This window comes from Puia sp. (genome assembly GCF_036500295.1).
GTDB lineage: Bacteria > Bacteroidota > Bacteroidia > Chitinophagales > Chitinophagaceae > Puia.
On sequence record NZ_DASYCH010000089.1, the window covers coordinates 1 to 21,444 of the forward strand.

Consider the following 21,444-nt stretch of genomic DNA (forward strand, 5'->3'; position numbering starts at 1 on the left):
TGGTGAAGGCGTTTGGGGCGGGGTATATGCCACAGGTAGGATTGGACAAAGACGCGGATGACGGGCGCGAGGCACATGCTGAGCGGGAGACGGATGATGGGGGTGAGACACATGCTGAGCGGGAGACGGATGACGGGCGTGAGACACATGCCGGGTGAGACGCGTTATGACGTTGTTTTTAACAGATGGAGGGCGCTTTCGGCGAGAAAGCCGGCGCCGTAGCGGATACAATCTTCGTTGAAGGTGACCTTTGGATGATGGAGGAACCAGGTATCGTTCTCTTCGGTCTTTGCTCCCAGAAAATAGAATTGGCCGGGGATCGCCCGGGAATAGAAGGAGAAATCTTCGCCTACGAGATAGGCCAGGCCCGGGGAGAGGTTCTTTTTCCCGAATATTTTTTCGTGTACGGGTGCCAGTTTTCCATGCAGGGCTTCGTCGTTCAGCAGGCTGGGATAATAGGCGCTGAAGTCGAGGTCGATGGTGCAGCGGAATTCGGCCTCGAGTTGGCTGAGCAATGTTTTGAGCCGGCTGATGATGTCGTTGTAGTCGGCGATGCGGTTGGCTCTCAGTGAGCCCTGTAAGAGGACCTGGTTGGGGATGACGTTGAAGCTGGGGTTTGTTTCGGTGGAGACATAGGTGATGGCGAGGACGGAGATAGGCGGGTCGGGTTGCGGGCCGACCAGCGCGTGGGCCGCGGTGATGAGGCGGCCGGTAACGGCGATGGGATCGACGACCTCTTTCATGAGGCCGGGGTGACCGCCTTTGCCGGTGATGCGGATCGAGAAGTTGCCGACGTTGGCGAGGGCTTCGCCGTTGCGGTAAGAAAGGATGCCGACGGGCAGCAAGGGATGGACGTGGAGGCCGAGGACGACGTCGCCGGTTAGTTTGCCGCTCTCCATGATCAGCTGGGCGCCGGATTTACCGGGCTCGGGACTGCGCATGGGACCTTCTTCGGCGGGCTGGAACACGAACTTTACGGTGCCCTGGAATTCGGCCGACCTTAGCAGATGCGCGGCGCCGAGGAGCATGGTCGTGTGGATGTCATGGCCGCAGGCGTGCATGACCCCGTTGGTTTGCGAGGGGAAGGGAACGCCGGATTCTTCGGTGATGGGCAGGGCGTCCATATCGGCGCGGAGAATGATCGTGGGGCCCGGGCCTTTTTTTAGCGTCGCCAGGACGCCGGTAAGGGCGATGCGTTCCGTGGGGATGTCGAGTTCGGATAGTTGGGACTCGACGAATGCGGCCGTTTTGAACTCGGTGAAGCTCAGTTCGGGATTCTGGTGGAGGTGGCGGCGGATGGCGACGAGTTTATCGAAGAGTTGGGCGTCCATCCGACAAGTTACGGCTTTTCGGGATTTGAAAGCCGGAACAGGGTCGGGGAGATCGACGGTTAACAGGGTGGCGGGTGCCGGATGTTATCGGGGGCGGTGGTTTTCGGAGGTAGCGATTTTTTTCGAAAAATGTTATATTTACATTTATTCGAACCAAACCTTTTAACGATGCTACGCTGCTTATCTTTTTCCATTTCCTTTCTTGTCGTTCTTTCTTTTTCCTTGCGGGTGCCGGCACAGGGACCGGCGAAGCTTGTTCTGCACCTGGATGAGCCGGGCGCGGCGGTGAGCCCGGGGTTATATGGGCTGATGACCGAGGAGATCAATTTTTCCTATGAGGGCGGCCTTTATGGCGAGCTTATCCGCAACCGGAGCTTTAAAGATTCGTCGAAGGTGGCGGCATTCTGGTCGCTGGCGCCGGGAACGGGCAAGGCAACGATGAGTCTTGACAAGCAAGGACCGGTGGGGCCGGCGTTGCCGGTGTCGTTGCGGGTGGATGTGGTGGAAGCGGGTGAAGGTGTTGGCCTGGCCAACGAAGGATATTGGGGGATGGCCATGCGACCGAATACGAAATATAGTGGAAGTTTTTTTATACGGGGTGCGGGAGCTGCGGCGGGCGGCAGTGCGGCTGCGGGGCAGGCGTTGCAGGTCGCGTTGGAGAGTGCGGATGGGAAGACGGTTTTTGCCGCGGCGGATGTCGCGGCGCCGGGTGCGGAGTGGAAGCGGGTATCGTTTTCGTTGACGACGAAGACGGGTTTCGCGGCGACGGCGGAGGCCCGGTTCGTGATCCGGCTGAAGTCGCCGGGCAGTTACTGGTTCAGTCTTGTATCGTTGTTCCCGCCTACGTATAAAGACCGGGCGAATGGCAACCGGGCCGATCTCATGCAAATGCTGGCGGATATGAAACCTGCCTTTTTACGACTTCCTGGCGGCAATTATTTAGAAGGAAATACATTTTCACAGCGATGGAACTGGAAGAAAACGATCGGTCCGTTGGAGTCGCGGGCGGGTCATCTGAGTCCCTGGAGGTACCGGAGCACGGATGGCATGGGGTTGCTGGAATTCCTGGAGTGGTGCGAGGATCTGAACATGGAGCCCTTGCTGGCGGTCTTCGCGGGGTATACGCTGAACCGGGATTACCTGGAGGCCGGCCCTTTTCTGCAACCTTTTGTCGATGATGCGCTTGACGAGATAGAATATATCACCGGAGCGGTGTCTACGCCGTGGGGTGCGCGGCGCGCGAAGGATGGGCATCCGCAACCGTTCCCGCTGCATTATGTGGAGATCGGCAATGAGGATGGATTTGACGTGTCCGGCAGTTATGAAGGGCGTTATGCGCAGTTCTATGATGCGATAAAGGCCCGTTATCCGCAGCTGCATATCATCTCTACGGTGGGCGGAAAGGATGGGCTTGGGGGGAGGTTCCCGGCGCCGGCAGGAAGGACGGAGATCGTGGATGAACATTATTACCGAAATGCCGGGCAGATGGAGGAGAATGCGGGTCAGTATGATCATTATGATCGCAAAGGGCCAAAGATCTTTGTCGGGGAGTGGGCGACACGGGAGGGAGAGCCGACGACGAACTTCAATGCTGCGCTTGGGGATGCCGCATGGATGACGGGGATGGAACGGAATTCCGACCTGGTCATCCTATCGAGCTATGCGCCGCTGTTTGTCAACGTCAACCCGGGCGGGATGCAATGGAAAAGCGATTTGATCGGATATGACGCGCTTTCTTCTTTTGGTTCCCCCTCCTATCATGCGCAAAAGATGTTCAGCACGCATCTTGGCGACCGGATCGTCCGGCTGAGCTGGGAGAATATTCCGACGCAGCTCCAGAAACTGGGGGCCAGGGATTCGGCGGCGGGAGTCCAGCCGAAGACCATCGATGCGTTGTTCTTTTCTGCGACGCGGGATGCGAAGAAGGGATTGATCTATTTAAAGGTGGTGAACACTCAGGCGGTGGCCCAGGCGCTGACGATCGACCTGGCGGGTGCGGGGAAGGTCGGCAAGGACGGTGTGGCCTGGACTCTGGCGGCGACGGGACCTGCGGAAACTAACTCGATCAGCGAGCCGCAGAAGATCATCCCGGTGGAATCCGCCGTAAAGGGAATGGGCAGGAACTTTGTTCGTACCTTTCCCCCTTATTCCATCACGGTATTGCAAATAAAGGACTAGCCATTTGATGTCAGTAACATTTTCTCCCAGTAGTTTTCAAGAATATTGCGATATAGTTGGCGAAAGGGATGCGGACCTGGCGGGGATCATCCGGGCGCATGGGTATCCCCCGATGTGGAGCCGGCCCAACCATTTCGAGACCCTTGTGCATATCATCCTGGAGCAGCAGGTGTCGTTGGCTTCGGCGTTGGCGGCGCTCAATAAGCTGAAGGAAAAGATCGGCGATGTCACGCCCGAGGCGGCGCTTGTGCTGAGTGATGAGGAGTGGAAGGCCTGTTACTTCAGCCGGCAGAAGATGGCCTATGTCCGGTATCTTGCCGCGGAGCTGATGAGCGGGGAGTTGGATCTCGGGGCGCTGGAGGCGTTGTCCGATGAGGAGGTGCGGGTGAGGCTGACCGCGCTGAAGGGTATCGGTAACTGGACGGTGGATGTCTATCTGATCTTTGTTTTACAGCGGGCCGATATTTTTCCGATGGGTGACCTGGCGGCGGTGAATGCGTTGAAGCGGCTGAAGGGGATCCCGCGGGAGGCGCACCGGGATGCGTTGTTGCCGGTGGTGGAACAATGGAGACCGTACCGGACGATTGCGACGATGTTGCTGTGGCATTTCTATCTTTCTTCGCCGGTGAGGAAAGGGTGACTTTGCGGCTACCCGATCTGGGGCGGCAAATCCCCAGGTGCGCGCTATTTATGCGGGTATTGGGGACCGTTTTAGCGGTATTGGGAGCTTTTTCCGGGTAGTACGGACTGGAATGTTTTTTGGATCAGGAAGACCAAAGGCATATATATGATCACCACTTCCATACCCCTGCACTTTTCCCACCATGGAATCGCTTATGCGGGATGGGCAACCCCCTCCAAGGACCGTCACGACGATGGACATCCCAAAAGCTATGCGGTCATTTTAAACGGGACATTTTTTGGCAATTTTTCCTGTGACCGCGGGAAATGGGTGATCGACCAGCGACGGCCCTATGAGTTGGTGGTGGCAGCCGGGGAACGGCTGAGTGAGTGGATCCTTGGGGCGTTGCGGTTATTCGCCTAGTTTTTCGCGCGCATTTTTCCGGGAAATGATAGGCTAATCGCCGTCTTTTTTCAGATAATTTTCCATCACTCTTCTATTGTGTTCTAAATGATGCAATTGCAGTTCGGCGGCATTTGATTCGAAAGGGTCTATGCCGCGGATGATCTCCATTCGCAGTTGAAACAGTCTTTCTTTACCGGCGTCGGCGGCTTCGCGGACGAGGCTGATCTTCACCAACTCCTCCTGGAGCTGTTGGTGGGGGTTGAAGATACCGTTCAATTCGGAGCATTGGTGGCAGATGCCTTCTTTGTTTATCAGGGAACAGCGTCCTTCGAATATCCCGATCATTTTTGTCCGGCCGGTGTGGAGATAGTATTTCGTCATGGCTTCGGTGATATCCATGATGCGGGCGATCTCGGTCATTTTGAATTCATACACTTCTTTTAGCAGGAGACCTATCTGCTGTTCGAGGGGCAGGGATTTGGCGATGCAGGTAAAGCAAAATGCGATATGTTCTTTTATTTCGAAGTTGCCCTGCGGTGAATTGGCGTGGATGTTCATGGCCTCCCGGAAGAATTCGGGATTGGCGAGCGCCGCTTCGCGGGCGATGTCGGTGACTTTTTCGGTGAAGCGCCATCTTGCGCGCTGATGATCTTTTGCGAGGTTGGTTGCGATTGCGAAGAACCAGGTTTGCAGGGAGGCTTCGGCTCGCCAGGATGTGATCTTTTCGAGGGCTTTTATGTAGGTATCCTGGAGGAGATCGTTGGTATCTTCGACGTTGGCCGTTATGCGCAGCAGATAGGACCTGAGGCGTGGGCGGGCCTTTTCGAATTCCGTGGTGAGTTGGGTTGTTGTCATAGTAAGGTCGGGCGGATGAGGCTGGCTAAAGGTAGGGCCAATTGATTATCTTTATGAAAAAAAGTTATGGTAGCATTTTTAGGCATGGGACTTCTCGGGTCCAATTTTGTCAGGGCCATGATCAATAAGGGAGGACAGGTACAGGTATGGAACCGCACACATTCAAAGGCGCAGGCACTGGAGCAATATGGGGCGAAGGCGTATCCAGCGGTGGCGGATGCGGTGAAGGGTGCGTCGACGATCCATCTTACGTTGAAGGATGATGCGTCGGTGGATGAGGTGCTTGGCAAGGCCGAGCCGGGGCTGATGGCGGGCGCGACCCTTATCGATCATACTACGACGTCGGCGCAAGGGGCGATCGACCGGACGAAGGCCTGGGCGCAGAAAGGGTTTACGTATGTGCATGCTCCGGTGTTTATGGGTCCGCCCAATGCGTTGGACGGCACGGGGACGATGCTGGTGTCGGGGGATCAGGCGGCGATCGCGCGGGTGGAGCCGGCGTTGGCGAAGATGACGGGGAAGGTGTTGAATTTTGGCAATGAGGTGGGTAAGGCCGCGTCCATGAAGCTGCTGGGAAATCTGTTCCTGATCACGCTGACGGGCGGGCTTTCGGATACGCTTGCTTTTGCGAAGTCGGTGCAGATCACTATGGATGAGATCTATTCCCTGTTCGATACGTGGAACCCGGCGGGGATGGTGCCGGGGCGACTGAAGCGGATGACCTCGGGCAACTATAGCAGTCCGTCCTGGGAGCTGAGTATGGCACGGAAGGATGCGCGGTTGATGATGGAGGCGGCGGATAAGGGCAGTCTGACGATCATCCCGGCGATGGCTGCGAAGATGGATAAATATATTGCGGACGGGCATGGGGGCGATGACTGGACGGTGATCGCGAAGGATAATGTGCCATTATAAATTTTGTGCTCTTATTTGCGGCGGCCCCGATCGGGCCGCTTTTTTTATGGAATCGGTTCGCCGGTGCGTCTTAGTACAAAGCAACACTTATGGCAGAACTCGATGTCTCCGCCGGCGGCCACAAAAAAGGCCGTGGGGTCCGGAAGGGGAAAAAATTGTCTACGCGTGTCGACCTGACCCCGATGGTCGATCTCGGATTTCTTCTTATTACCTTTTTTATTTTTACGACGACGATGTCGCGACCGACGGCGCTGCATTTGCATATGCCGAAGGACGTGCCGGCCAAGGACCAGTTGCCAGTGAAGGAGTCGGCGGTGATCACGTTGTTGCTGGGGAAGAATGATAAGGTGTTCTATTATGAGGGGCGTGATCCGTCGAAGATGCACGAAAGCGATTTCCGCGGGATACGGACGGTGTTGCTGGATAAAAAGATGAGGACCGACACCACTTTCTTTCAAGTCATCCTGAAACCTTCCAGGGATGCCTCTTATCGGAATGCGGTGTCGATCCTCGATGAGATGACGATCGATGCCATCCACCATTATGCGTTGGTGGAGATCGATCCTAGTGAGTATACATTGCTTCAGCAGCAGCCCGGGCAGCAGTAGTACCGGCGGCGGTTGTTTCGTGGCCGGCCAGTTTTGCGGTGCCGCGGGTGCGATAGCGTTGGAACAGTATGAATGCGATGACGGTGAGCAGCACAAAGACCAGGTAGGCAACGGCGAGCGAGGTTTGGGTCTTTATCGAAAGGGCATTGACGCTGCCATAGCTGAAGACCGAGGTGATGACGAAGAGGCTGCCGCCGGTGAGGCCGCTGACGATCCCGCCATGGCCGTGGAAGCGGCCGAGGGCATAGGAGAACAGGTTGTTGAAGACAAAGCCTGCGCCGATGTTGAGCAGCATCACGAAGATGAGCAGCGTATAGATATTGGAGAGGTAGAGACTGGACACCGCGATCATCGTGGCGGCAAAGATCGCCTGCAGGCCCATGGCTACGGGGATCTTTCTATCCATTGGTTTGTGGATGATGGATTTGGAGATGATCCCGCCGGCCATCAGGGCGACGCCGGAGAGCAATGAGCTATAGCCGGTGACGATGGGGGAAAAATGATAGAGATGTTCGATGATGAAGGGGCTTGTCATCCCGTAGACCATGAGGAGACTGTAGCTGAGGCCGATGATGGCCAGGGACATCGCGTAGTCTTTTGTTTTCAGCATCGAGCCGTAGGTCTTCAGGATCGCCGCCGGTTTAAAGGGGCTGAAGGTTTTGAGGGATTCGCCGCCGAAGATAAGATCGAGGGCGAGGATGGCGAGGGTGAAGAAGCCCAGGAAGTAGAAGCTACCGTGCCAGCCGAAGGCGGATTCGAGGTAGCCGCCGACGAAGGGCGCTACGATGGGCGCGGTGGCCCAGACGATGGAGAAGAGGCTGGTGTAGTTGCTCAGTTTCTCGCCTTCGAAGGTATCGAGGAAGTAGGCGCGTTTCGCCACGACGATGATGGCCACGGTGATGCCGTGTACCGCGCGCATGGCGAAGAGGACGTAGATGCTATGGGTGTTGGCGATGACGAAGCTGGCCAGGGAGAAGAGGAGCAGGGCGGCCATGCTGATCCGAAAGCGGCCGAAGCTGTCGAGGAGGCTTCCTACGAAGAGCTGGCTTAGCCCGGCGCTGACGAGGAAGACGAGTAAGGTATTCTGGATGGCGCCGTTGCTGACGTGAAGGTCGGCGGCCATGGAAGGCAGTGAGGGCAGATAGACATCGGTGGCCAGACCCGTGAGCGGGATCAGGGCAAAGGATAGGAAGGTGGCTATTCCGCGATTCTTTTCTTTTATTAGTCTCATGATCGTTGATTTTTCTGTTGTTTAACTATTCGATAAAACGAAATAAATCGATTGATTGTTTGAAAAAAAAGGTTTGTTATTGCTGGAAGCATTTCAGGTAGTCGACATAGTCTGAGAAGGCTTCTTCATTGATCTTATATTTTGTGCAACGGCCTTCTTTTTCTGAATGGAGAAGGTCGACCTCTACGAGTTGTTTCAGGTGGTGGGATACCGTAGATTGCGCCAGGTTAAAGCTTTCGGTTATCGCGGTGCACTGGGTCCAGTCCGGGTTCTGCCGGATGTATTCGAGCATTTTTATGCGATACGGGTCGCCGAGGGCTTTGCACATGCGCTCCAATCGTTTGGTATCGAGTTTTGGGTTCACGATGCAAACTTATCGATATTTTTCGATTTGACAAGTTCGGGGAGGTGACATTTTGGGATTTGTGCTATAAAGTGACATCATAAAGGCCCGGCATTGGCATTTTATTTGCTATATTTGCATATCATCTGCAAAAAACGCATATAAAGTGATCCAATATATAAAAATCACCAACTTTGGCCCAATTCGCGACCAAGTGGAATTAAGCTTCGAGGCCATGGACGTGGATGGCAGCCCCGTCTACGAAGTGGAAATGCCGGATGGCCGAAAACTGTTAAAACTGGCTTACATCTATGGACCTAATGCTTCAGGCAAGACAACGGTTTTAAGGGCAATTGACTTCTTACGTAGCCTTTGGTTAGATCCCCTCTATAACAAAGACCATGAGTTGCAGTATGATCCTTTCTTATTTCGTTCTGATCCAGAAAACAATCCTTCTTCGATAGAGTTAGCTTTTTATGTGGACAATACGCGCCATATCTATACTGTTACCTTTTTTAAGAGATCGGTACAATCAGAAAAAATGGTCGTATACCGCACCCATCAACCAAGCGAATTATTCTCCAGAACTACGGATATGGAGAAGCGATTGAGCCATGTGGATTTTGGAACTACTTTCAAAGGCAAGGCAACTGAATTGTCCGCACTGGAAACTGCCACCCTGCATAATAATACTGTCTTAGGAGCTTTTCAAAAAATAAATGTCGACCTGCCCGTCTTTGAACAATTGAACAGATGGGGAAAAGGGTTTTTCTCTCAAATGATCGACGAAACAGTAGAGTTATCAGATCTCACCGCTTATAGGATTACCCAAGATCCTGTTTTCGCCAATTGGATGAATACTTTTTTAAACAAAGCAGACCCTAATCTTAGAGGTGTCTTAGTGAAGGCAGAAAAGTCCGCCGGCAGGCAGATCAGTTTCCTTCATTCCCTGGATGGAAACGAAGTTTATTCACTGCCGCTGGCTAAGGAAAGCAGTGGTTCTACCCGATATTTTGGGTTGGGCGGTGTATTATATAGGCTTTTAACACAGTCTTCTTTTGCGTGTATCGACGAACTGGGCACCTCTTTGCATCCCGATCTGATGAAATATTACCTACAGTTGTTCCTGTTGAACAGCCAACAGTCTCAGTTAGTTTTCACCACGCACAGCCTTTTTTTATTGGAGGAGCAGGATTTCATTCGAAAAGATGCTCTTTGGTTTACAGAGAAGGGATCAAATGGCCAAGTGTCGCTATTTTCCGCAGCTGATTTTGATAGCAGTAAACTTCGCAAAGGCGGTAGTTTAATCAACGCCTATAAGTCTGGCCGATTGGGTGCAAAGCCCAATTTAGGCTCACCCTACTTAAAACTGGAATAAGATGGACAGGAACTCTAAGGAGAGAATCTCAAAGCCAAAAGTGGCCCTGGTTGGGGATGGACAGACCGAGAGGATGTATTTCTATGACGTAAAGGAGACCGACAGACCCTCTGATCTGGACCTGTTCCCGGATTTGCCGACAAAGGCCGGCAGTTATAAAGGCGTTCTGGCCAAGGCGAATAAACTTACCAGCAGCTATGATCGGGTCTATGCGCTTATTGATATGGATAAGGTGATCAGTGACGGAACTGAGGCCCAATATCTAATTGAGAAAAAAGCGGCAGTGAAAAATGGGGTAACCGTGTTAGAAAATAATCCTTGTTTCGAATTCTGGTTATTGTTGCATTTCATAAAGACTTCAAAGTCGTTTACGGGATGTGACGATGTTATTGCAGAATTACAAAAGAAAGGTCGTATACCGGGATATGGGAAATCCCAACAATTTCAGTTAGGGACAAGATTATATGCAAGTTTTAAAGATCTTATTCGGGACCATGCCATCCCCAATGCGAAACTCCTTGAAGAAAACCGTCCGATTGAAAATAAACACTATCCAAGGTCCGAATCTTTTCGTTTCTTCGAATGGTATCAATCGGAAAATAGAATAGCCTTGCTTAGGCAATAACAGCGAGGCGAGCGGACTGTAAAAAGGGGCGGTTGGCACCGGTTCCTAGTGCATTGGATGGCCGCGGGAGGAGGAATCGGGTTGGGATTTGGGGGGTGGTGGCGGAAGGCGGTAGGTGATGCCGTTTTCGCGGGCGTAGGCTTCGAGCGAGGGGAGGCCGACGGCGGCGCGGCGTTTGTCGACGTTTGGTTCGTCCTCGATGGGGCTGACGATGTACTTGTTGGTGGTTGTGTCGAGTCTGAACTGGGTGCCGTAGAGTTGTTTTTTCCCTTCTTCAAGGGCTACGCGGTCTTCGAGATAGGCGAGTTCGGAAGCGTGGGCGCGGCCTTGCCTGACTGCGGCGCGCATCAGGGGCAGGTATTTTTGCTGTATGCCGAGATCGGAGTGCTGGATAACGATCCAGAGCGTAGTACTTCCCGAAGGGCCGATACTGTCGGGGCCGATCCACCCATAGGTATCGATGATATGGGTGACGACGCCCAGGTTGATCGAGTCCTGGGTGGACATGAGATCTTCGAGGCTATCCACCTGTGGGGAATTCCACCCATATTTCTTTATCGTTGATTCCAGCGGGGCGCGGTATTGCTGGTCGGTTTTGAAGACGTATGCCAATTGGGACATGATAGAGTCCATCACCGGATGCGAACGCGGGGTTTGGGCCTTCGAAAGAAGTGCGGCCGGCAGGAGGAGCAGGAGGAGAATGGCTTTTTTCATGACAATTGAAGATGACCGACCTGCAAATTTCCATATAAAAAAACCGACTGGTTCCGAACCCAGCCGGCCTTTTATTTTTATGCTTTTGCGTAGGCGGCGGCGAATTCTTTTGCAAAGTCCGCTAGTTTAATGGGAGACAAGGCGACCGGGTGCTTTTTATAGTCGCTGAACATGATGCCGGTGCGGATAGCCGCGCTCATTTCGGCGTAGTTGACGGCGACCTGTTCGGGAAGTCCCGCGCCGAGCAGCCCCTTGCGGGTGTCATCATCACTGAACGGCACATAGGGCAGATCGGGTTTGCCGACTGCGGCGCCGAGTGCGGCGGCGATCTCGACGCTGGTTCGTTCGTCACCGGCGATGTACCGGACGCTGGTTCCGGTAAAATCTTATGGGCAGTTGAGGAAGCGATCCCGGGCATCACGGAGAAGATGCTGATCCAGCATCTGCGTGAACTGGAGGCGGATGGTCTGATCGTGCGGGATGTGAAGCCGGTGGTGCCGCCGCATGTGGAATACCGGATGTCGGCCAATGGGATCACGCTTACGCCTATCCTGAATGCGATGGCCCAATGGGGGTTGGCGAACAGAGAGGTAGGTGAATAGGGCTGATGAAGGACCGGGATGGTCTTGTCAGGTCGGGCTAACGTTTGTATTCTGCTTGTACATATCCAGGGACGGATGATGGATTGGAATTAATGAATGCTACCCGCTTTTAATAGGTGTTAGCAACGGCGTTTGACAAAATTCCCGGTCCCAGCATCAACTGCGTTGCGATAGTTCGAATAAAATGATCGAGGGGTAAATGGTTGGCAGAGGGGGGACGAAAATACCGAATTATTCAATCTATCGGGGGTTTGCGGAGTTATTTTTAGAGGAAGTATTTCCCCAGCTGAGCGGCGGGGAGCCGCGGTGGAAGCCGTTCGGGGCCGGATGGCATGGATTTTTCCCTTTTCACAGAATGAGAAACAAGCAAAAACCACCGGAGACGGGCGCGCAATATGCGGGTACGCCTCCCATCCAGCATTCCGAGGTTGTCCTTGCCCGGCAGGACGCGGAGCAGGCACCGGAAAAAGAGAAACCGTCGAGAAACGATGACGATATCGAAGCCGACCGGCATAACGGTTCGGGCGGGGCTTTCGAGGCCACGGAGCAGGAGCGGGATGAGGAATAAGGACGGCCCCAGGCGCGGCGGAGGCTGGTGCGGCGGAATCGGCGTGGAGCGAGTTGGCGGCGGAGGGATCGCGGCGGACGGACTGGGGGCAGGGGTTGCGCGGCATAGACTGCGGAGACGGGTCACCGGAAAAATCGCTATTTTGCCGGACAAGCATTTCTTATGGCATCTGTCTTCTCGAAACTTAAGCAAGCATATCATTTATTCAAAGACGTTGACCTCGATCAGGTGGGCCGGCTGGCCTCGAAGGTAGACCTGCCGGCGGTGCTGAAGACCGTCGGCAAGATGGACGAGCGGCAGCTGCAGGGGTTGATGAAGATGCTCAGCGCCGGGGCCAGGCCGCCAAAGGAACAGCCGCCGATAGAGGGCGATTTTTATCATCTTTCTCATTTGTTGACCGACTCACAGCGGGCCTTGCAGCTGAAGGTGCGGGCCTTTATGGAGTCGGAGATCAAGCCGATCGTCAACCGGTACTGGCTGAAGGGAGAATTTCCGTATGAGATCATTCCCCGGCTGGCTTCGTTGAATATCTGCGGCGTTACCTATGAAGGGTATGGCTGCCCGCATCTGCCGTTCCTGATGGAAGGGATCCTGGCGATGGAGATGGCGCGGGTGGATGCGAGTATCGCCACCTTCTTTGGCGTTCAGAGCGGGCTCGCGATGGGTTCCATTTATTTATTGGGTTCCGAAGAACAGAAACAGGAGTGGCTGCCGCGGATGCAGTCGTTTGCCGCCATCGGCGCCTTTGGGCTTACCGAGCCGGAAGTGGGTTCGGGGGCCGCGGGGGGATTGACGACGACGGCCAAGCGCCAGGGGGATGCCTGGGTGCTCAACGGCCAGAAGAAATGGATCGGAAACGCCACCTTTTCGGATGTGACCGTTATCTGGGCGCGTGACCTTGACGACGGCGAAGTGAAGGGATTTCTTGTCCGAAAGGGCGCCACGGGGATGGATGTCGAGAAGATAGAAGACAAGATGGCGCTGAGGATCGTACAGAACGGGCTTATCACGCTGCGGAATTGTACGGTGGCCGAGTCGGACCGGCTGCAACATGCTTCTTCCTTTAAAGATACGGCCAGGGTGTTGCGGATGACGCGGGCGGGTGTGGCCTGGGAGGCTGTGGGATGCGCACGCGGCGCTTATGAGAGTGCGCTTGCGTATACCCGGCAACGCAAACAATTCGGAAAGCCGATCGCTGCGTTCCAGCTGATCCAAAATCACCTCGTGGAAATGCTGTCCAACCTGACGGCGATGCAGACGATGGTCTTCCGGCTTTCGCAGCTGCAGGATGAGGACAAGCTGACGGATGAGCACGCCTCGCTCGCCAAGGTATTCTGCACCCTGCGGACGCGGGATATCGTAAGCCGGGCGCGGGAGGTGATGGGCGGCAACGGCATCCTGTTGCAGTATGACGTCGCCCGGTTTGTGGCCGATGCGGAAGCCATCTACAGTTACGAAGGCACAAAAGAGATCAATTCGCTGATCGTCGGAAGGGCGATCACGGGGATAAGTGCGTTTGTGTAGGCGGGTCGAGGTTCAGGTTCTTTAGTTTTTCGGGGTCGACGACGGAGTTGACGCGGAGGATCCGGTCGCTCCGGGGGTCGAAGTCGAAGACCATGCAGGAACCCAGTTTGCCATTGTAATAGAACAGGAGGGCCGGCTGGTGATTGATAACGGCCATCGTCATCGTCGCCATTGCCTGATACTTCTCAAAGACATAGGTGAGTGCTTCGGCCACTTCCACCAAACCGGTGGTAACCTTGCGATAGACATTGATCTTGCCGCCACCATCCGCATAGAAGGCGATGTCTTCGGCCAGAAGCGCTTCCAGTTTGCCGATATTGCGGGCGCGGATGGCGTCGACATAGTTTTGCAGCAGGGCGTTGGTATGAGCGTCGCGGACGGGATTACGTGGAGCCTCGCCACCGGGTTTGAAGAGTTTTGTCTTTGCCCGGCTGAGGAGTTTCCGGGCATGGTCTTCGGTAATAGAGAGGATGTCGGCGATCTCCCGGTGATCGTAGTCGAAGCTTTCCTTTAAGATAAAGACCGCGCGTTCTTTTGCGTTGAGCTTTTCCAGCAGCACGAGCAGGGAATAAGAAAGGATCTCCTTGAGATACACATTGGCATCGGCGGATTCGGTGGCCACCGGCTCCGGAAGCCACTCCTCGCGTTGAGGAACGAGCTTCCGGCGCTGTTTTTTGTTGATGGCCTGGTTGATGACGCCTTTTACCAGATATGCCTTTTCGTTAGTTATGCCTTCGCGCGGATGGGCGTAGTAGTTCGTCAAGACGTCCTGGATCGCGTCGCGGGCATCTTCGGCGGAGCCAAGGATGTTGTAGGCATACGGGAAGAGGATTTCCAGATAATTAGTCATATTCAGATTTTTAGCGCATTCCTAGGAATGCGCTTTCGCTAATGTCTGTCCTTCGGACGTGCCGCTTCCAGCGGCTCTTTGATTCACCTGGTAGGTGCCCGGCGTGGTCCTGAAGGTTATGTTGAGCCTGTTCCAGGTGTTTGTGGCTGAAACCGCCAGTGCAAGATCGGCAATCTGGTCCTTTGTAAAATGTTTTTCCAGGTTGGCGTAGACGGCGTCGTCGACATCGCATTTACCGGTAAGACTTTCTGCGAGCTCGAGTGCCGCCCTTTCCGGTTCACTGTAGTATGGGCAATCGCGCCAGGCGGGGAGGCTGTGGAGTCGTTGTTCGGTCTCGCCGTGATAAATGGCGTCCTTATGGTGCATATCGAGACAAAAGGCACAGCCGTTTATTTGCGAGACCCGGTAGGTGATGAGTTCCAGCAATTTGCTGTCCACGTCCGCGGATTTCCGAAGATAGGCACCGATGCCCATGAGGCTGTCCATGTAGGCCTTGGGAAGTTCCATGAAGGAGATTCTTTGTTCCATAACTGTTGTTTTTTCTTACAAGACCCGGCAGCGTTTCGAAACGTGACAGGAATCGGGAATTTCCCTGAAAAAAAGTTGACATTTGCCGAAATGATCCCTGTTTATTCATTAGCCGATAATAGCCGGACGGGCAGCCGGATGATCGAGGTGTCGAGAGCGGCCGAGGGTTTGCCGGCGATGATCGAGCCGGCTTTTTTGATCCCGCATCGCAAAGATTATTATTTATTTGTATTGGTTCGCCGGGGCAGCAGCCGTCATTGGGTTGATTCTATCCCTTATACGTTGAAGGCAGATACCTTTTATTTTACCGTTCCACAGCAGGTTCACCTCAAGGAGGAGATGCGGCCGATGGAGGGTATTGCTTTGCGGTTTACCGAGGAGTTTTTACAGTTGGAGGAGAACCGGGGGTTGCGGGAGTCCCCACTTTTGCAGAATCCTGCGGGCGGGCATGAGTTGCAGCTTTCGGCGGCCGATCTGCAATTTGTGGAGGATGTACTCTGTACGATGCTGGCGGAATTTCGCGGCAGCGAGTCCTGGAAGAACCAGATGCTCACCGCGCAGCTAAGGGTGCTGGTTATCTATCTGAGCCGGTTGTATGCGGTACAGTTCGGGGTGGGCGCAAATGGCGATGGACGGTTGTTCAGGGAGTTTCAGACCCTTGTGGAGCGGCATTACCGGGAGGACCATGAGGTGGCGGCTTATGCCGTGAGGCTGCATATCAGCGCCGGTCACCTGAACGACCGGGTGAAGGAGCAAAGCGGAAAGACGGCCATTCATCATATCCATGCACGGATCCTGGTGGAAGCCAAGCGACAGTTGCTTTATACGGAACAAACCGTCAAAGAGATGGCCGATGAACTGGGGTTCGTGGACCCGGCTTATTTCAACCGCTGGTTCAAGCGGCTGAGCGGGGAAACCCCTGTTCAATACCGGAGCACTATCCGGGAAATGTACCGTTAATGCCGGGCAATGTGCAGGGGATATTTGCGGCGGGATGGATAGCTTTACAGCATGAAATCATTAACAGCGCTTGTTACCGGGGCCAATAAGAGTATTGGCCTGGAGACCGTCCGGCTGCTGGCCGGAGCGGGTTATCATGTCTTTTTGGGCAGCCGTGACCGGGAGCGCGGCGAAGCGGCGGTGGCGGGACTGCGTTCGGCCGGGTTTGATGCCGTGGAAATGGTGCTCCTGGATGTAACCCGGGAAGAGTCGGTGCAGGAGGCCTTCACGGCTTTGTCGGGCCGGGTCGAACGGCTGGATGTGCTGGTCAACAATGCAGGGATCCCGGGGCAGTTTCAGCAGGCGCCATCGGCGGCATCCCATGAAAATCTGGAGCGGGTGTTTGAAACGAATTTATTTGGGGCGGTCCGGATGATCCGGGTATTTATACCGCTCCTGCGGAAGTCGCCGCGGCCGAGGATCGTCAATGTGACCTCCGACCTGGCGTCCCTGACCCTGCATAACGATCCGTCCTGGGCCTATTATCCTTTCAAAAGCCCAGCCTACGGGCCGTCCAAGACGGCGCTGAATGCGTATACCGTGGCGTTAGCCTATGAGCTGAAGGATACCTCTTTTAAAGTGAATGCCGTGAACCCGGGTTATACGGCGACGGACTTTAATCAGCACCGGGGAACGAAGAAGGTCGAGGAGGCGGCGAGGGTCATTGCGGAATATGCGATGCTTGGGGAGGAGGGGCCGACGGGGAAGTTTGTGAGCGATTACGGGGAGACGCCGTGGTAGGGACATAAAAAAAGGCCGCTTCGCGGCCTATCTTTTTTATAGGGTATCGATCCAGGATTTCAACTCTTCCTTGGTTTTTCCGGTTTTCTTCTGGAGTCGGCCAAGCAATTCGTCATCCTTTCCTTCGACATAGAGGAGATCGTCGTCGGTGAGGTTGGCATATTTTTGCTTGATCTTTCCCTTTAATTCGTTCCAGTTGCCTTTTATCTTCAGGTTGCCACTAGATGTCTCTTGCATAAAAAAGGTCGTTTAAGAATGATATAATAATGTTTGTCTTCAGTAGTGCCTAAAAAACCATACCACCCAGGCAAGCGCTCAGACGTTAAAGTTTTTTTAAAGCGGCGCATTGAGCGCCATTAGCGGGTCTATGCCGGTAATTTTGCAGAGATTTAAAATTCTTCCTGTGATGAAAGCATTGTGTATCGGTGTAGCCGCCCTCTTATTTTGCAGTTTTTCCTCCCCCAGAACATATCCCCATGCCGCCGTTGTCCATGCGAAGGTTTCGCTGGCCGATTCGGCACGGTTCGATCTTTTATACGATAACCTGGATCTTCAGGGGCTTTCGCTTTCGCGGCAAGCCTACCATAAGGCCGTGGTGGGCTTTTTGTCGCTGCAGATAACCGGGGCGATCCAGAATGCCGAGGTGCTGTCGATCGTCGATTTTTCGCTTCCCTCCGATCAAAAGCGGCTTTTTATCATCGATATGACCAATGGCCGGCTTTTGTTCAACACGTTTGTGGCTCATGGCCGGAATTCGGGGAAGTTGATGGCGACGCATTTTTCCAACCGCACCAACAGTTATATGAGCAGCCTGGGTTTTTATCTGACGGGAGACGCCTTTATCGGGTCGCATGGGTATTCGCTTCAGCTGCAGGGACTGGAACGGGGTTGGAACGACCACGCCTTTTCCCGCCGGATCATCATGCATTCCGCCGATTATGTCAGTGAAGAGCACGTGCAGCAATCCGGCTACCTGGGTCGCAGCGAAGGGTGCCCGGCCATTCCCGAAACCCTGAATGCCCCGATCATCGACCAGATCAAGGGCGGCAGCTGTCTGTATCTGTATGCGCCGGTAAAGCGTTTTGTCCGCCGGCAGACCAGCTTCTCTTAGGGCAGGAACAGGTGTTGTGCGACGGCGCTGTCATGAGCGTAGATATCCTCCCGGAATTGCAATTTTTTCTCTTCATCGACCCAGGCCGTATAATAGACGATGAGCACGGGCACGGGGTCTTTCAGGACGACTCCCTTTTCTTTTTTCTCATCGATGACCTCGCCGATCTTTTCCTTCGACCAATCGGGCATATCCTGCAGGAGCCAGGCCGCCAGACCGCGGGCATCGGCCACCCGGATGCAGCCATGGCTGTAAGCGCGGCGGGTCCTGCTGAATAATTCTTTGTGGGGCGTATCGTGCAGGTAGATGTTGAAGCTGTTGGGGAATAGGAACTTGATGCGGCCGAGTTCATTCTTATCGCCGGGGCGCTGCCGGATGACCGGCAATCCTCTCTCCTGCCCTGTCATCTCCATATCGTGTTCGTCCAGATAATCCTTGTCTTTTTCCATCGCAGACATGACTTCCTTTCTTACGATGGAGGGCGGGATATTCCAATACGGGTTAAAGACGATGCGGTTCAGCCGCCCCGAGAACAGCACGGTGCTGTGTCCTTCTTTCCCCACCACTACATTCATCGTGAGGGCGGGGTGCCCGGCTTCCAGGACCTGCAGGCGGAAGTCGGGAATATTGACGATGATCACCTGGCGGTCGGAGTCGGCGGGCAGCCAGCGCATGCGTTCGAGGTTGACGAGCATTGTTTTTATACGGGTTCTCACCGGGATATTCAGTGCTTTTATGACCTCGGGGCCGATATGTCCATCGGGGGTAAGACCATGGTTATGTTGAAAGGACTTTATGGCCTTTTCGAGTTTTTTGTCGAAGAGGTTGCTGGTGTCGGCGATGGCGCCGTCGCCAGTATCGGGAGCCGGCATTTCGCCGGTGACCTGCAGTCTTTTCTTTATTGCGGTGATGAACCCGGCTTTGTCCCCGGGGCGATAGTTTCGATGGGTTTTGGGAAGACGCTGCCACCCCCCTTTCTCCTGCAATTGTACATAGTCGTTCAACTGGTCAGCGAGTGCCTGGTACACCGGTCCATTTGCGCCGTTATCCGGCTGTGCGATGATGGTGCGGGCCATTTCGAGAGGATCCTGTTTTTGAACGGGGATCAGCTGGAGGTAGGCGTCGAGGCGTTGTTTTTTATCCGGGTAGCGATCGTTCAGGAAATTCATGAAACGCCAGGTCATCAGCATTTCGGTGCGCTGCAATGTCGGGTCGATGGGATCTAGCTTTTGGCCGCTGCTATCGTCACCCTGCAGGATATCGAGCTCCCGGTCGAGCCATTTCCGGCCGGTGCTGCTGTCTTTGCTGTATTGATAGAGGGAGGAAAATGCCAGGGCCTGTTCGGACAGGCCGTCCTGATCGAACCAGGCGTACTGGAAGTTACGGGCGTTGTAGAAGTTGTGTAGTTCGCGGGCCAGCGTATCGTTAAGATGTTGCTGTTCGATGAACAGATTCAGATCGGCGCTGTCGAGAAAGAGATCGCTGTAGGCATGGGCGGGGTCGATACTGGTGTTCCGGGCGATGAGTGTGTCGCTTTCGAGGGGATTGACCGGGGTTCTGGCTTCCGGGGTGGCCGATGGGGCGGGTGGCGGTGCCGGGCGCCGATCGGTCCCGGATCGGCAGGAAAAAACAAAGATGATGGTTACCAAGGCAATAGAATATCTCATATTCTTAGACGGCGGGTTGAGACAAATAGAAACAGGCCACCCAGGCGATCATCTCTCCAACAGCTATTATGTAAAGAATATATTTCATATCCTATCAGAGATCAAATTCATTGCCAATAGGCTTTCGGGGGCCGGCGCCGCAAAAGCCGAGAAAATAGTTCCCCAGTTGGGGCAATGGGGTTTAGCCTGGCATAGGTTTTTGATTATGAAAGTTTAATGAATAAGTTCTGGACATATTATTGTGCTGTCCTGCTTGCCATCATATTAACCACCCTTGTGTTGTTTTTTGCCCGCCCGGTATTCATGCCGCTGGCGTTGGCGGGGATGCTGGCGCTTGTGTTTATGCGATTCTGTGACTGGCTGGAGGGGAAAGGGGTGTCGAGATTGATCGCTTCCCTGCTTTGCGGGGTCATCTTTACCTCGATCGTGGCGGGGGTTGTTTTGCTGATCAACTGGTATATCCACCGGTTTGCCGCGGACGAGCAGTTACAAAAGCAGATCGGGGTGGTGATCGGTCAGGCGAGGACCTTTCTGAAGGACCAGTGGGGTTTGAATGTGCGCGGCGGGAAGGGGATGTGGGCGCTTGTCAGCAGTGTCGATGCGGGGAAGATGACGAGCTCGGTGCTGGGGGATGTGGTGGCCGTGGTGATCCATCTGATCCTGGTCGTTGTGTATATGATCATGTTGCTTACGATGCGCGGACATGTCAAGGTCTTCTTTTTGCGGCTGGTGAAGCCGGAGAATGAGCCGCGGATAATGGCGGTGATGGCGCGGAGCGTGAAAGTCGCGCAGGAGTATATTCTGGGGATGATGGTGATCATCGTTTTTCTATGGGTCATGTACTCGGTGGCGTTCTCGGTGGTGGGCGTTCAATATGCGATCTTCTTTGCCATCCTGTGTGGGTTGCTGGAGATCATTCCCTTTGTGGGAAATATCACGGGCAGCACGCTTACCTGTGTCATGGCTCTGTCGCAGGGCGGTGGCCTGCATATGGTGCTGGGGGTGCTGGTCAGCTATGCGGTGATCCAGTTTATCCAGTTTTATATCGTGTCACCATTGGTGATGCGGGAGCAGGTAAACCTGAGTCCGTTGTTTACGATCGTGGTGTTGATCGCCGGGGATCTGCTTTGGGGTATCCCGGGGATGATCCTGGCCATTCCCTGTTTGGGGATCCTGAAGGTCGTCTGCGATGAAGTGGAGTTCCTGCGACCGCTGGGCTTTTTGCTGGGGCGGACCCAGCCGACGCATGGGCGGTGGCGGCGGGATGGCAAGGGGTTTGCGGGGTTGAGAAAAAAAACAATGCCATGAGAACTAGTTCAAACATCGAGATCCGGCAGGATGCGGAGCAGACCGTGCTCGATCTCATCAATTTTATCAATGAAGAGGATTTTACGACGGCAAGGGAACTGGTGTGGGACAACTTTACCTTTGACGGGGTCATGGGTAAGCGGGACGGCGCCGAGGCGTATTTTGCCGATCTGGCCAAGATGAAGATGCATTACTCCGTCATCCGGTCGTTTGCCAAGGGCCTCGACGTCTGTGTGCTGAGCAATCTCAATATGGGCGACAAGAAAGAGATCTTCTGCTGTAGCTGGTACAAATTCCGACAGGGGAAGATCGCCTCGTTGAAGGTGGTGTTCGACCCGAGA

Annotated in this window: 25 protein-coding genes; 15 read left to right on the forward strand and 10 right to left on the reverse strand. The window is 54.3% G+C overall.

What is annotated here, in order from left to right; genetic code table 11:
- Positions 1 to 164: 164 nt before the first annotated feature.
- The gene (locus VGM48_RS16880; RefSeq protein WP_331581232.1) at positions 165 to 1,331 is read right to left on the reverse strand and encodes a M20 family metallopeptidase; all 1,167 of its coding nucleotides are present in this window, start codon (positions 1,329 to 1,331) and stop codon (positions 165 to 167) included.
- A gap of 168 nt (positions 1,332 to 1,499) precedes the next feature.
- On the opposite strand from VGM48_RS16880, the gene VGM48_RS16885 reads away from it, so the two are divergent.
- The 3 genes from VGM48_RS16885 to VGM48_RS16895 all read left to right on the forward strand — a co-directional run bounded on the left by VGM48_RS16885 (position 1,500) and on the right by VGM48_RS16895 (position 4,554).
- Entirely contained in the window at positions 1,500 to 3,509 is a 2,010-nt protein-coding gene (locus VGM48_RS16885) for an alpha-L-arabinofuranosidase C-terminal domain-containing protein (RefSeq protein ID WP_331581234.1), read from the forward strand.
- 7 nt (positions 3,510 to 3,516) lie between these two features.
- A complete protein-coding gene (locus VGM48_RS16890) occupies positions 3,517 to 4,149 on the forward strand; it encodes a DNA-3-methyladenine glycosylase 2 family protein (RefSeq protein WP_331581236.1) in 633 nt (210 codons plus the stop codon).
- Positions 4,150 to 4,296: 147 nt separating this feature from the next.
- A complete protein-coding gene (locus VGM48_RS16895) occupies positions 4,297 to 4,554 on the forward strand; it encodes a hypothetical protein (protein WP_331581238.1) in 258 nt (85 codons plus the stop codon).
- A gap of 33 nt (positions 4,555 to 4,587) precedes the next feature.
- Here the strand turns inward: VGM48_RS16895 and VGM48_RS16900 are convergent, their stop codons facing one another.
- Positions 4,588 to 5,391, reverse strand: coding sequence for an RNA polymerase sigma factor (locus VGM48_RS16900; protein WP_331581240.1), 804 nt, complete (start codon positions 5,389 to 5,391; stop codon positions 4,588 to 4,590).
- A gap of 66 nt (positions 5,392 to 5,457) precedes the next feature.
- Between VGM48_RS16900 and VGM48_RS16905 the strand changes: the two genes are divergently transcribed.
- Both VGM48_RS16905 and VGM48_RS16910 read left to right on the forward strand, forming a co-directional pair.
- The gene (locus VGM48_RS16905) at positions 5,458 to 6,306 is read left to right on the forward strand and encodes an NAD(P)-dependent oxidoreductase (protein ID WP_331581242.1); all 849 of its coding nucleotides are present in this window, start codon (positions 5,458 to 5,460) and stop codon (positions 6,304 to 6,306) included.
- A gap of 89 nt (positions 6,307 to 6,395) precedes the next feature.
- The gene (locus tag VGM48_RS16910) at positions 6,396 to 6,914 is read left to right on the forward strand and encodes a biopolymer transporter ExbD (protein ID WP_331581244.1); all 519 of its coding nucleotides are present in this window, start codon (positions 6,396 to 6,398) and stop codon (positions 6,912 to 6,914) included.
- Here VGM48_RS16910 and VGM48_RS16915 read toward each other — a convergent pair.
- Positions 6,871 to 8,145 carry an MFS transporter gene (locus VGM48_RS16915; RefSeq protein WP_331581246.1) on the reverse strand — a complete coding sequence of 425 codons (1,275 nt, stop codon included), beginning with the start codon at positions 8,143 to 8,145 and terminating at the stop codon, positions 6,871 to 6,873. The two genes, VGM48_RS16910 and VGM48_RS16915, sit on opposite strands and share 44 nt — an antisense overlap.
- Before the next feature lie 76 nt (positions 8,146 to 8,221).
- On the reverse strand, positions 8,222 to 8,509 hold the full coding sequence (locus tag VGM48_RS16920; RefSeq protein WP_331581248.1) for a metalloregulator ArsR/SmtB family transcription factor: 288 nt from the start codon (positions 8,507 to 8,509) through the stop codon (positions 8,222 to 8,224).
- A gap of 145 nt (positions 8,510 to 8,654) precedes the next feature.
- Between VGM48_RS16920 and VGM48_RS16925 the strand changes: the two genes are divergently transcribed.
- Together VGM48_RS16925 and VGM48_RS16930 are read left to right on the forward strand one after the other, a co-directional pair.
- Complete coding sequence (locus VGM48_RS16925) at positions 8,655 to 9,866, forward strand: ATP-binding protein (protein ID WP_331581250.1); 1,212 nt, start codon at positions 8,655 to 8,657, stop codon at positions 9,864 to 9,866.
- Position 9,867: 1 nt separating this feature from the next.
- A complete protein-coding gene (locus VGM48_RS16930) occupies positions 9,868 to 10,491 on the forward strand; it encodes an RloB family protein (protein ID WP_331581252.1) in 624 nt (207 codons plus the stop codon).
- Positions 10,492 to 10,536: 45 nt separating this feature from the next.
- Here the strand turns inward: VGM48_RS16930 and VGM48_RS16935 are convergent, their stop codons facing one another.
- On the reverse strand, positions 10,537 to 11,205 hold the full coding sequence (locus tag VGM48_RS16935) for a DUF6624 domain-containing protein (protein ID WP_331581254.1): 669 nt from the start codon (positions 11,203 to 11,205) through the stop codon (positions 10,537 to 10,539).
- Positions 11,206 to 11,282: 77 nt separating this feature from the next.
- Positions 11,283 to 11,486 (reverse strand): hypothetical protein, encoded by a 204-nt coding sequence (locus VGM48_RS16940; protein ID WP_331581281.1) that lies wholly within the window; start codon positions 11,484 to 11,486, stop codon positions 11,283 to 11,285.
- Between the two features lie 126 nt (positions 11,487 to 11,612).
- Here VGM48_RS16940 and VGM48_RS16945 point away from each other — a divergent pair, with 126 nt between their 5' ends.
- The 3 genes from VGM48_RS16945 (at position 11,613) to VGM48_RS16955 (ending at position 13,899) form a co-directional block, all read left to right on the forward strand.
- The gene (locus VGM48_RS16945; protein WP_331581279.1) at positions 11,613 to 11,807 is read left to right on the forward strand and encodes a winged helix-turn-helix transcriptional regulator; all 195 of its coding nucleotides are present in this window, start codon (positions 11,613 to 11,615) and stop codon (positions 11,805 to 11,807) included.
- 355 nt (positions 11,808 to 12,162) lie between these two features.
- A complete protein-coding gene (locus tag VGM48_RS16950) occupies positions 12,163 to 12,375 on the forward strand; it encodes a hypothetical protein (protein WP_331581256.1) in 213 nt (70 codons plus the stop codon).
- Between the two features lie 162 nt (positions 12,376 to 12,537).
- Entirely contained in the window at positions 12,538 to 13,899 is a 1,362-nt protein-coding gene (locus VGM48_RS16955) for an acyl-CoA dehydrogenase family protein (protein WP_331581258.1), read from the forward strand.
- Here the strand turns inward: VGM48_RS16955 and VGM48_RS16960 are convergent.
- A complete protein-coding gene (locus VGM48_RS16960; RefSeq protein ID WP_331581260.1) occupies positions 13,874 to 14,749 on the reverse strand; it encodes a sigma-70 family RNA polymerase sigma factor in 876 nt (291 codons plus the stop codon). The two genes, VGM48_RS16955 and VGM48_RS16960, sit on opposite strands and share 26 nt — an antisense overlap.
- A 21-nt stretch (positions 14,750 to 14,770) precedes the next feature.
- The gene (locus VGM48_RS16965) at positions 14,771 to 15,277 is read right to left on the reverse strand and encodes a carboxymuconolactone decarboxylase family protein (protein WP_331581262.1); all 507 of its coding nucleotides are present in this window, start codon (positions 15,275 to 15,277) and stop codon (positions 14,771 to 14,773) included.
- Between the two features lie 90 nt (positions 15,278 to 15,367).
- Here VGM48_RS16965 and VGM48_RS16970 point away from each other — a divergent pair, with 90 nt between their 5' ends.
- Positions 15,368 to 16,237: an AraC family transcriptional regulator gene (locus tag VGM48_RS16970; protein ID WP_331581264.1), complete on the forward strand. Its 870-nt coding sequence runs from the start codon at positions 15,368 to 15,370 to the stop codon at positions 16,235 to 16,237.
- A 51-nt stretch (positions 16,238 to 16,288) separates the two neighbouring features.
- Positions 16,289 to 17,017 (forward strand): SDR family oxidoreductase, encoded by a 729-nt coding sequence (locus VGM48_RS16975; RefSeq protein ID WP_331581266.1) that lies wholly within the window; start codon positions 16,289 to 16,291, stop codon positions 17,015 to 17,017.
- 36 nt (positions 17,018 to 17,053) lie between these two features.
- Here VGM48_RS16975 and VGM48_RS16980 read toward each other — a convergent pair whose 3' ends face one another.
- The gene (locus tag VGM48_RS16980; protein ID WP_331581268.1) at positions 17,054 to 17,254 is read right to left on the reverse strand and encodes a CsbD family protein; all 201 of its coding nucleotides are present in this window, start codon (positions 17,252 to 17,254) and stop codon (positions 17,054 to 17,056) included.
- Positions 17,255 to 17,423: 169 nt separating this feature from the next.
- On the opposite strand from VGM48_RS16980, the gene VGM48_RS16985 reads away from it, so the two are divergent.
- The gene (locus VGM48_RS16985) at positions 17,424 to 18,128 is read left to right on the forward strand and encodes a murein L,D-transpeptidase catalytic domain family protein (protein WP_331581270.1); all 705 of its coding nucleotides are present in this window, start codon (positions 17,424 to 17,426) and stop codon (positions 18,126 to 18,128) included.
- On the opposite strand, the gene VGM48_RS16990 is transcribed toward VGM48_RS16985, so the two are convergent.
- Positions 18,125 to 19,795, reverse strand: a complete 1,671-nt coding sequence (locus tag VGM48_RS16990; protein ID WP_331581272.1) for a L,D-transpeptidase family protein — start codon at positions 19,793 to 19,795, stop codon at positions 18,125 to 18,127. The genes VGM48_RS16985 and VGM48_RS16990 overlap by 4 nt on opposite strands.
- Positions 19,796 to 20,011: 216 nt before the next feature.
- On the opposite strand from VGM48_RS16990, the gene VGM48_RS16995 reads away from it, so the two are divergent.
- Both VGM48_RS16995 and VGM48_RS17000 read left to right on the forward strand, forming a co-directional pair.
- Positions 20,012 to 21,103 carry an AI-2E family transporter gene (locus VGM48_RS16995; RefSeq protein WP_331581275.1) on the forward strand — a complete coding sequence of 364 codons (1,092 nt, stop codon included), beginning with the start codon at positions 20,012 to 20,014 and terminating at the stop codon, positions 21,101 to 21,103.
- Positions 21,100 to 21,444: nuclear transport factor 2 family protein (locus tag VGM48_RS17000; RefSeq protein ID WP_331581277.1), on the forward strand; the 345-nt coding region annotated here is incomplete at its 3' end. The genes VGM48_RS16995 and VGM48_RS17000, both read left to right, overlap by 4 nt.

What these genes read in the sequence shown, in the direction of transcription:
- VGM48_RS16880 (WP_331581232.1), bottom strand. Translation starts at nt 1,331, where the DNA reads ATGGACGCCCAACTCTTCGATAAACTCGTCGCCATCCGCCGCCACCTC.
- VGM48_RS16970 (WP_331581264.1), top strand. Translation starts at nt 15,368, where the DNA reads ATGATCCCTGTTTATTCATTAGCCGATAATAGCCGGACGGGCAGCCGG.
- VGM48_RS16995 (WP_331581275.1), top strand. Translation starts at nt 20,012, where the DNA reads ATGAATAAGTTCTGGACATATTATTGTGCTGTCCTGCTTGCCATCATA.
- VGM48_RS16975 (WP_331581266.1), top strand. Translation starts at nt 16,289, where the DNA reads ATGAAATCATTAACAGCGCTTGTTACCGGGGCCAATAAGAGTATTGGC.
- VGM48_RS16890 (WP_331581236.1), top strand. Translation starts at nt 3,517, where the DNA reads ATGTCAGTAACATTTTCTCCCAGTAGTTTTCAAGAATATTGCGATATA.
- VGM48_RS16930 (WP_331581252.1), top strand. Translation starts at nt 9,868, where the DNA reads ATGGACAGGAACTCTAAGGAGAGAATCTCAAAGCCAAAAGTGGCCCTG.
- VGM48_RS16955 (WP_331581258.1), top strand. Translation starts at nt 12,538, where the DNA reads ATGGCATCTGTCTTCTCGAAACTTAAGCAAGCATATCATTTATTCAAA.
- VGM48_RS16960 (WP_331581260.1), bottom strand. Translation starts at nt 14,749, where the DNA reads ATGACTAATTATCTGGAAATCCTCTTCCCGTATGCCTACAACATCCTT.
- VGM48_RS16985 (WP_331581270.1), top strand. Translation starts at nt 17,424, where the DNA reads ATGAAAGCATTGTGTATCGGTGTAGCCGCCCTCTTATTTTGCAGTTTT.
- VGM48_RS16990 (WP_331581272.1), bottom strand. Translation starts at nt 19,795, where the DNA reads ATGAGATATTCTATTGCCTTGGTAACCATCATCTTTGTTTTTTCCTGC.
- VGM48_RS16895 (WP_331581238.1), top strand. Translation starts at nt 4,297, where the DNA reads ATGATCACCACTTCCATACCCCTGCACTTTTCCCACCATGGAATCGCT.
- VGM48_RS16900 (WP_331581240.1), bottom strand. Translation starts at nt 5,391, where the DNA reads ATGACAACAACCCAACTCACCACGGAATTCGAAAAGGCCCGCCCACGC.
- VGM48_RS16915 (WP_331581246.1), bottom strand. Translation starts at nt 8,145, where the DNA reads ATGAGACTAATAAAAGAAAAGAATCGCGGAATAGCCACCTTCCTATCC.
- VGM48_RS16935 (WP_331581254.1), bottom strand. Translation starts at nt 11,205, where the DNA reads ATGAAAAAAGCCATTCTCCTCCTGCTCCTCCTGCCGGCCGCACTTCTT.
- VGM48_RS16965 (WP_331581262.1), bottom strand. Translation starts at nt 15,277, where the DNA reads ATGGAACAAAGAATCTCCTTCATGGAACTTCCCAAGGCCTACATGGAC.
- VGM48_RS16905 (WP_331581242.1), top strand. Translation starts at nt 5,458, where the DNA reads ATGGTAGCATTTTTAGGCATGGGACTTCTCGGGTCCAATTTTGTCAGG.
- VGM48_RS16885 (WP_331581234.1), top strand. Translation starts at nt 1,500, where the DNA reads ATGCTACGCTGCTTATCTTTTTCCATTTCCTTTCTTGTCGTTCTTTCT.
- VGM48_RS16910 (WP_331581244.1), top strand. Translation starts at nt 6,396, where the DNA reads ATGGCAGAACTCGATGTCTCCGCCGGCGGCCACAAAAAAGGCCGTGGG.
- VGM48_RS16980 (WP_331581268.1), bottom strand. Translation starts at nt 17,254, where the DNA reads ATGCAAGAGACATCTAGTGGCAACCTGAAGATAAAAGGCAACTGGAAC.
- VGM48_RS16950 (WP_331581256.1), top strand. Translation starts at nt 12,163, where the DNA reads ATGAGAAACAAGCAAAAACCACCGGAGACGGGCGCGCAATATGCGGGT.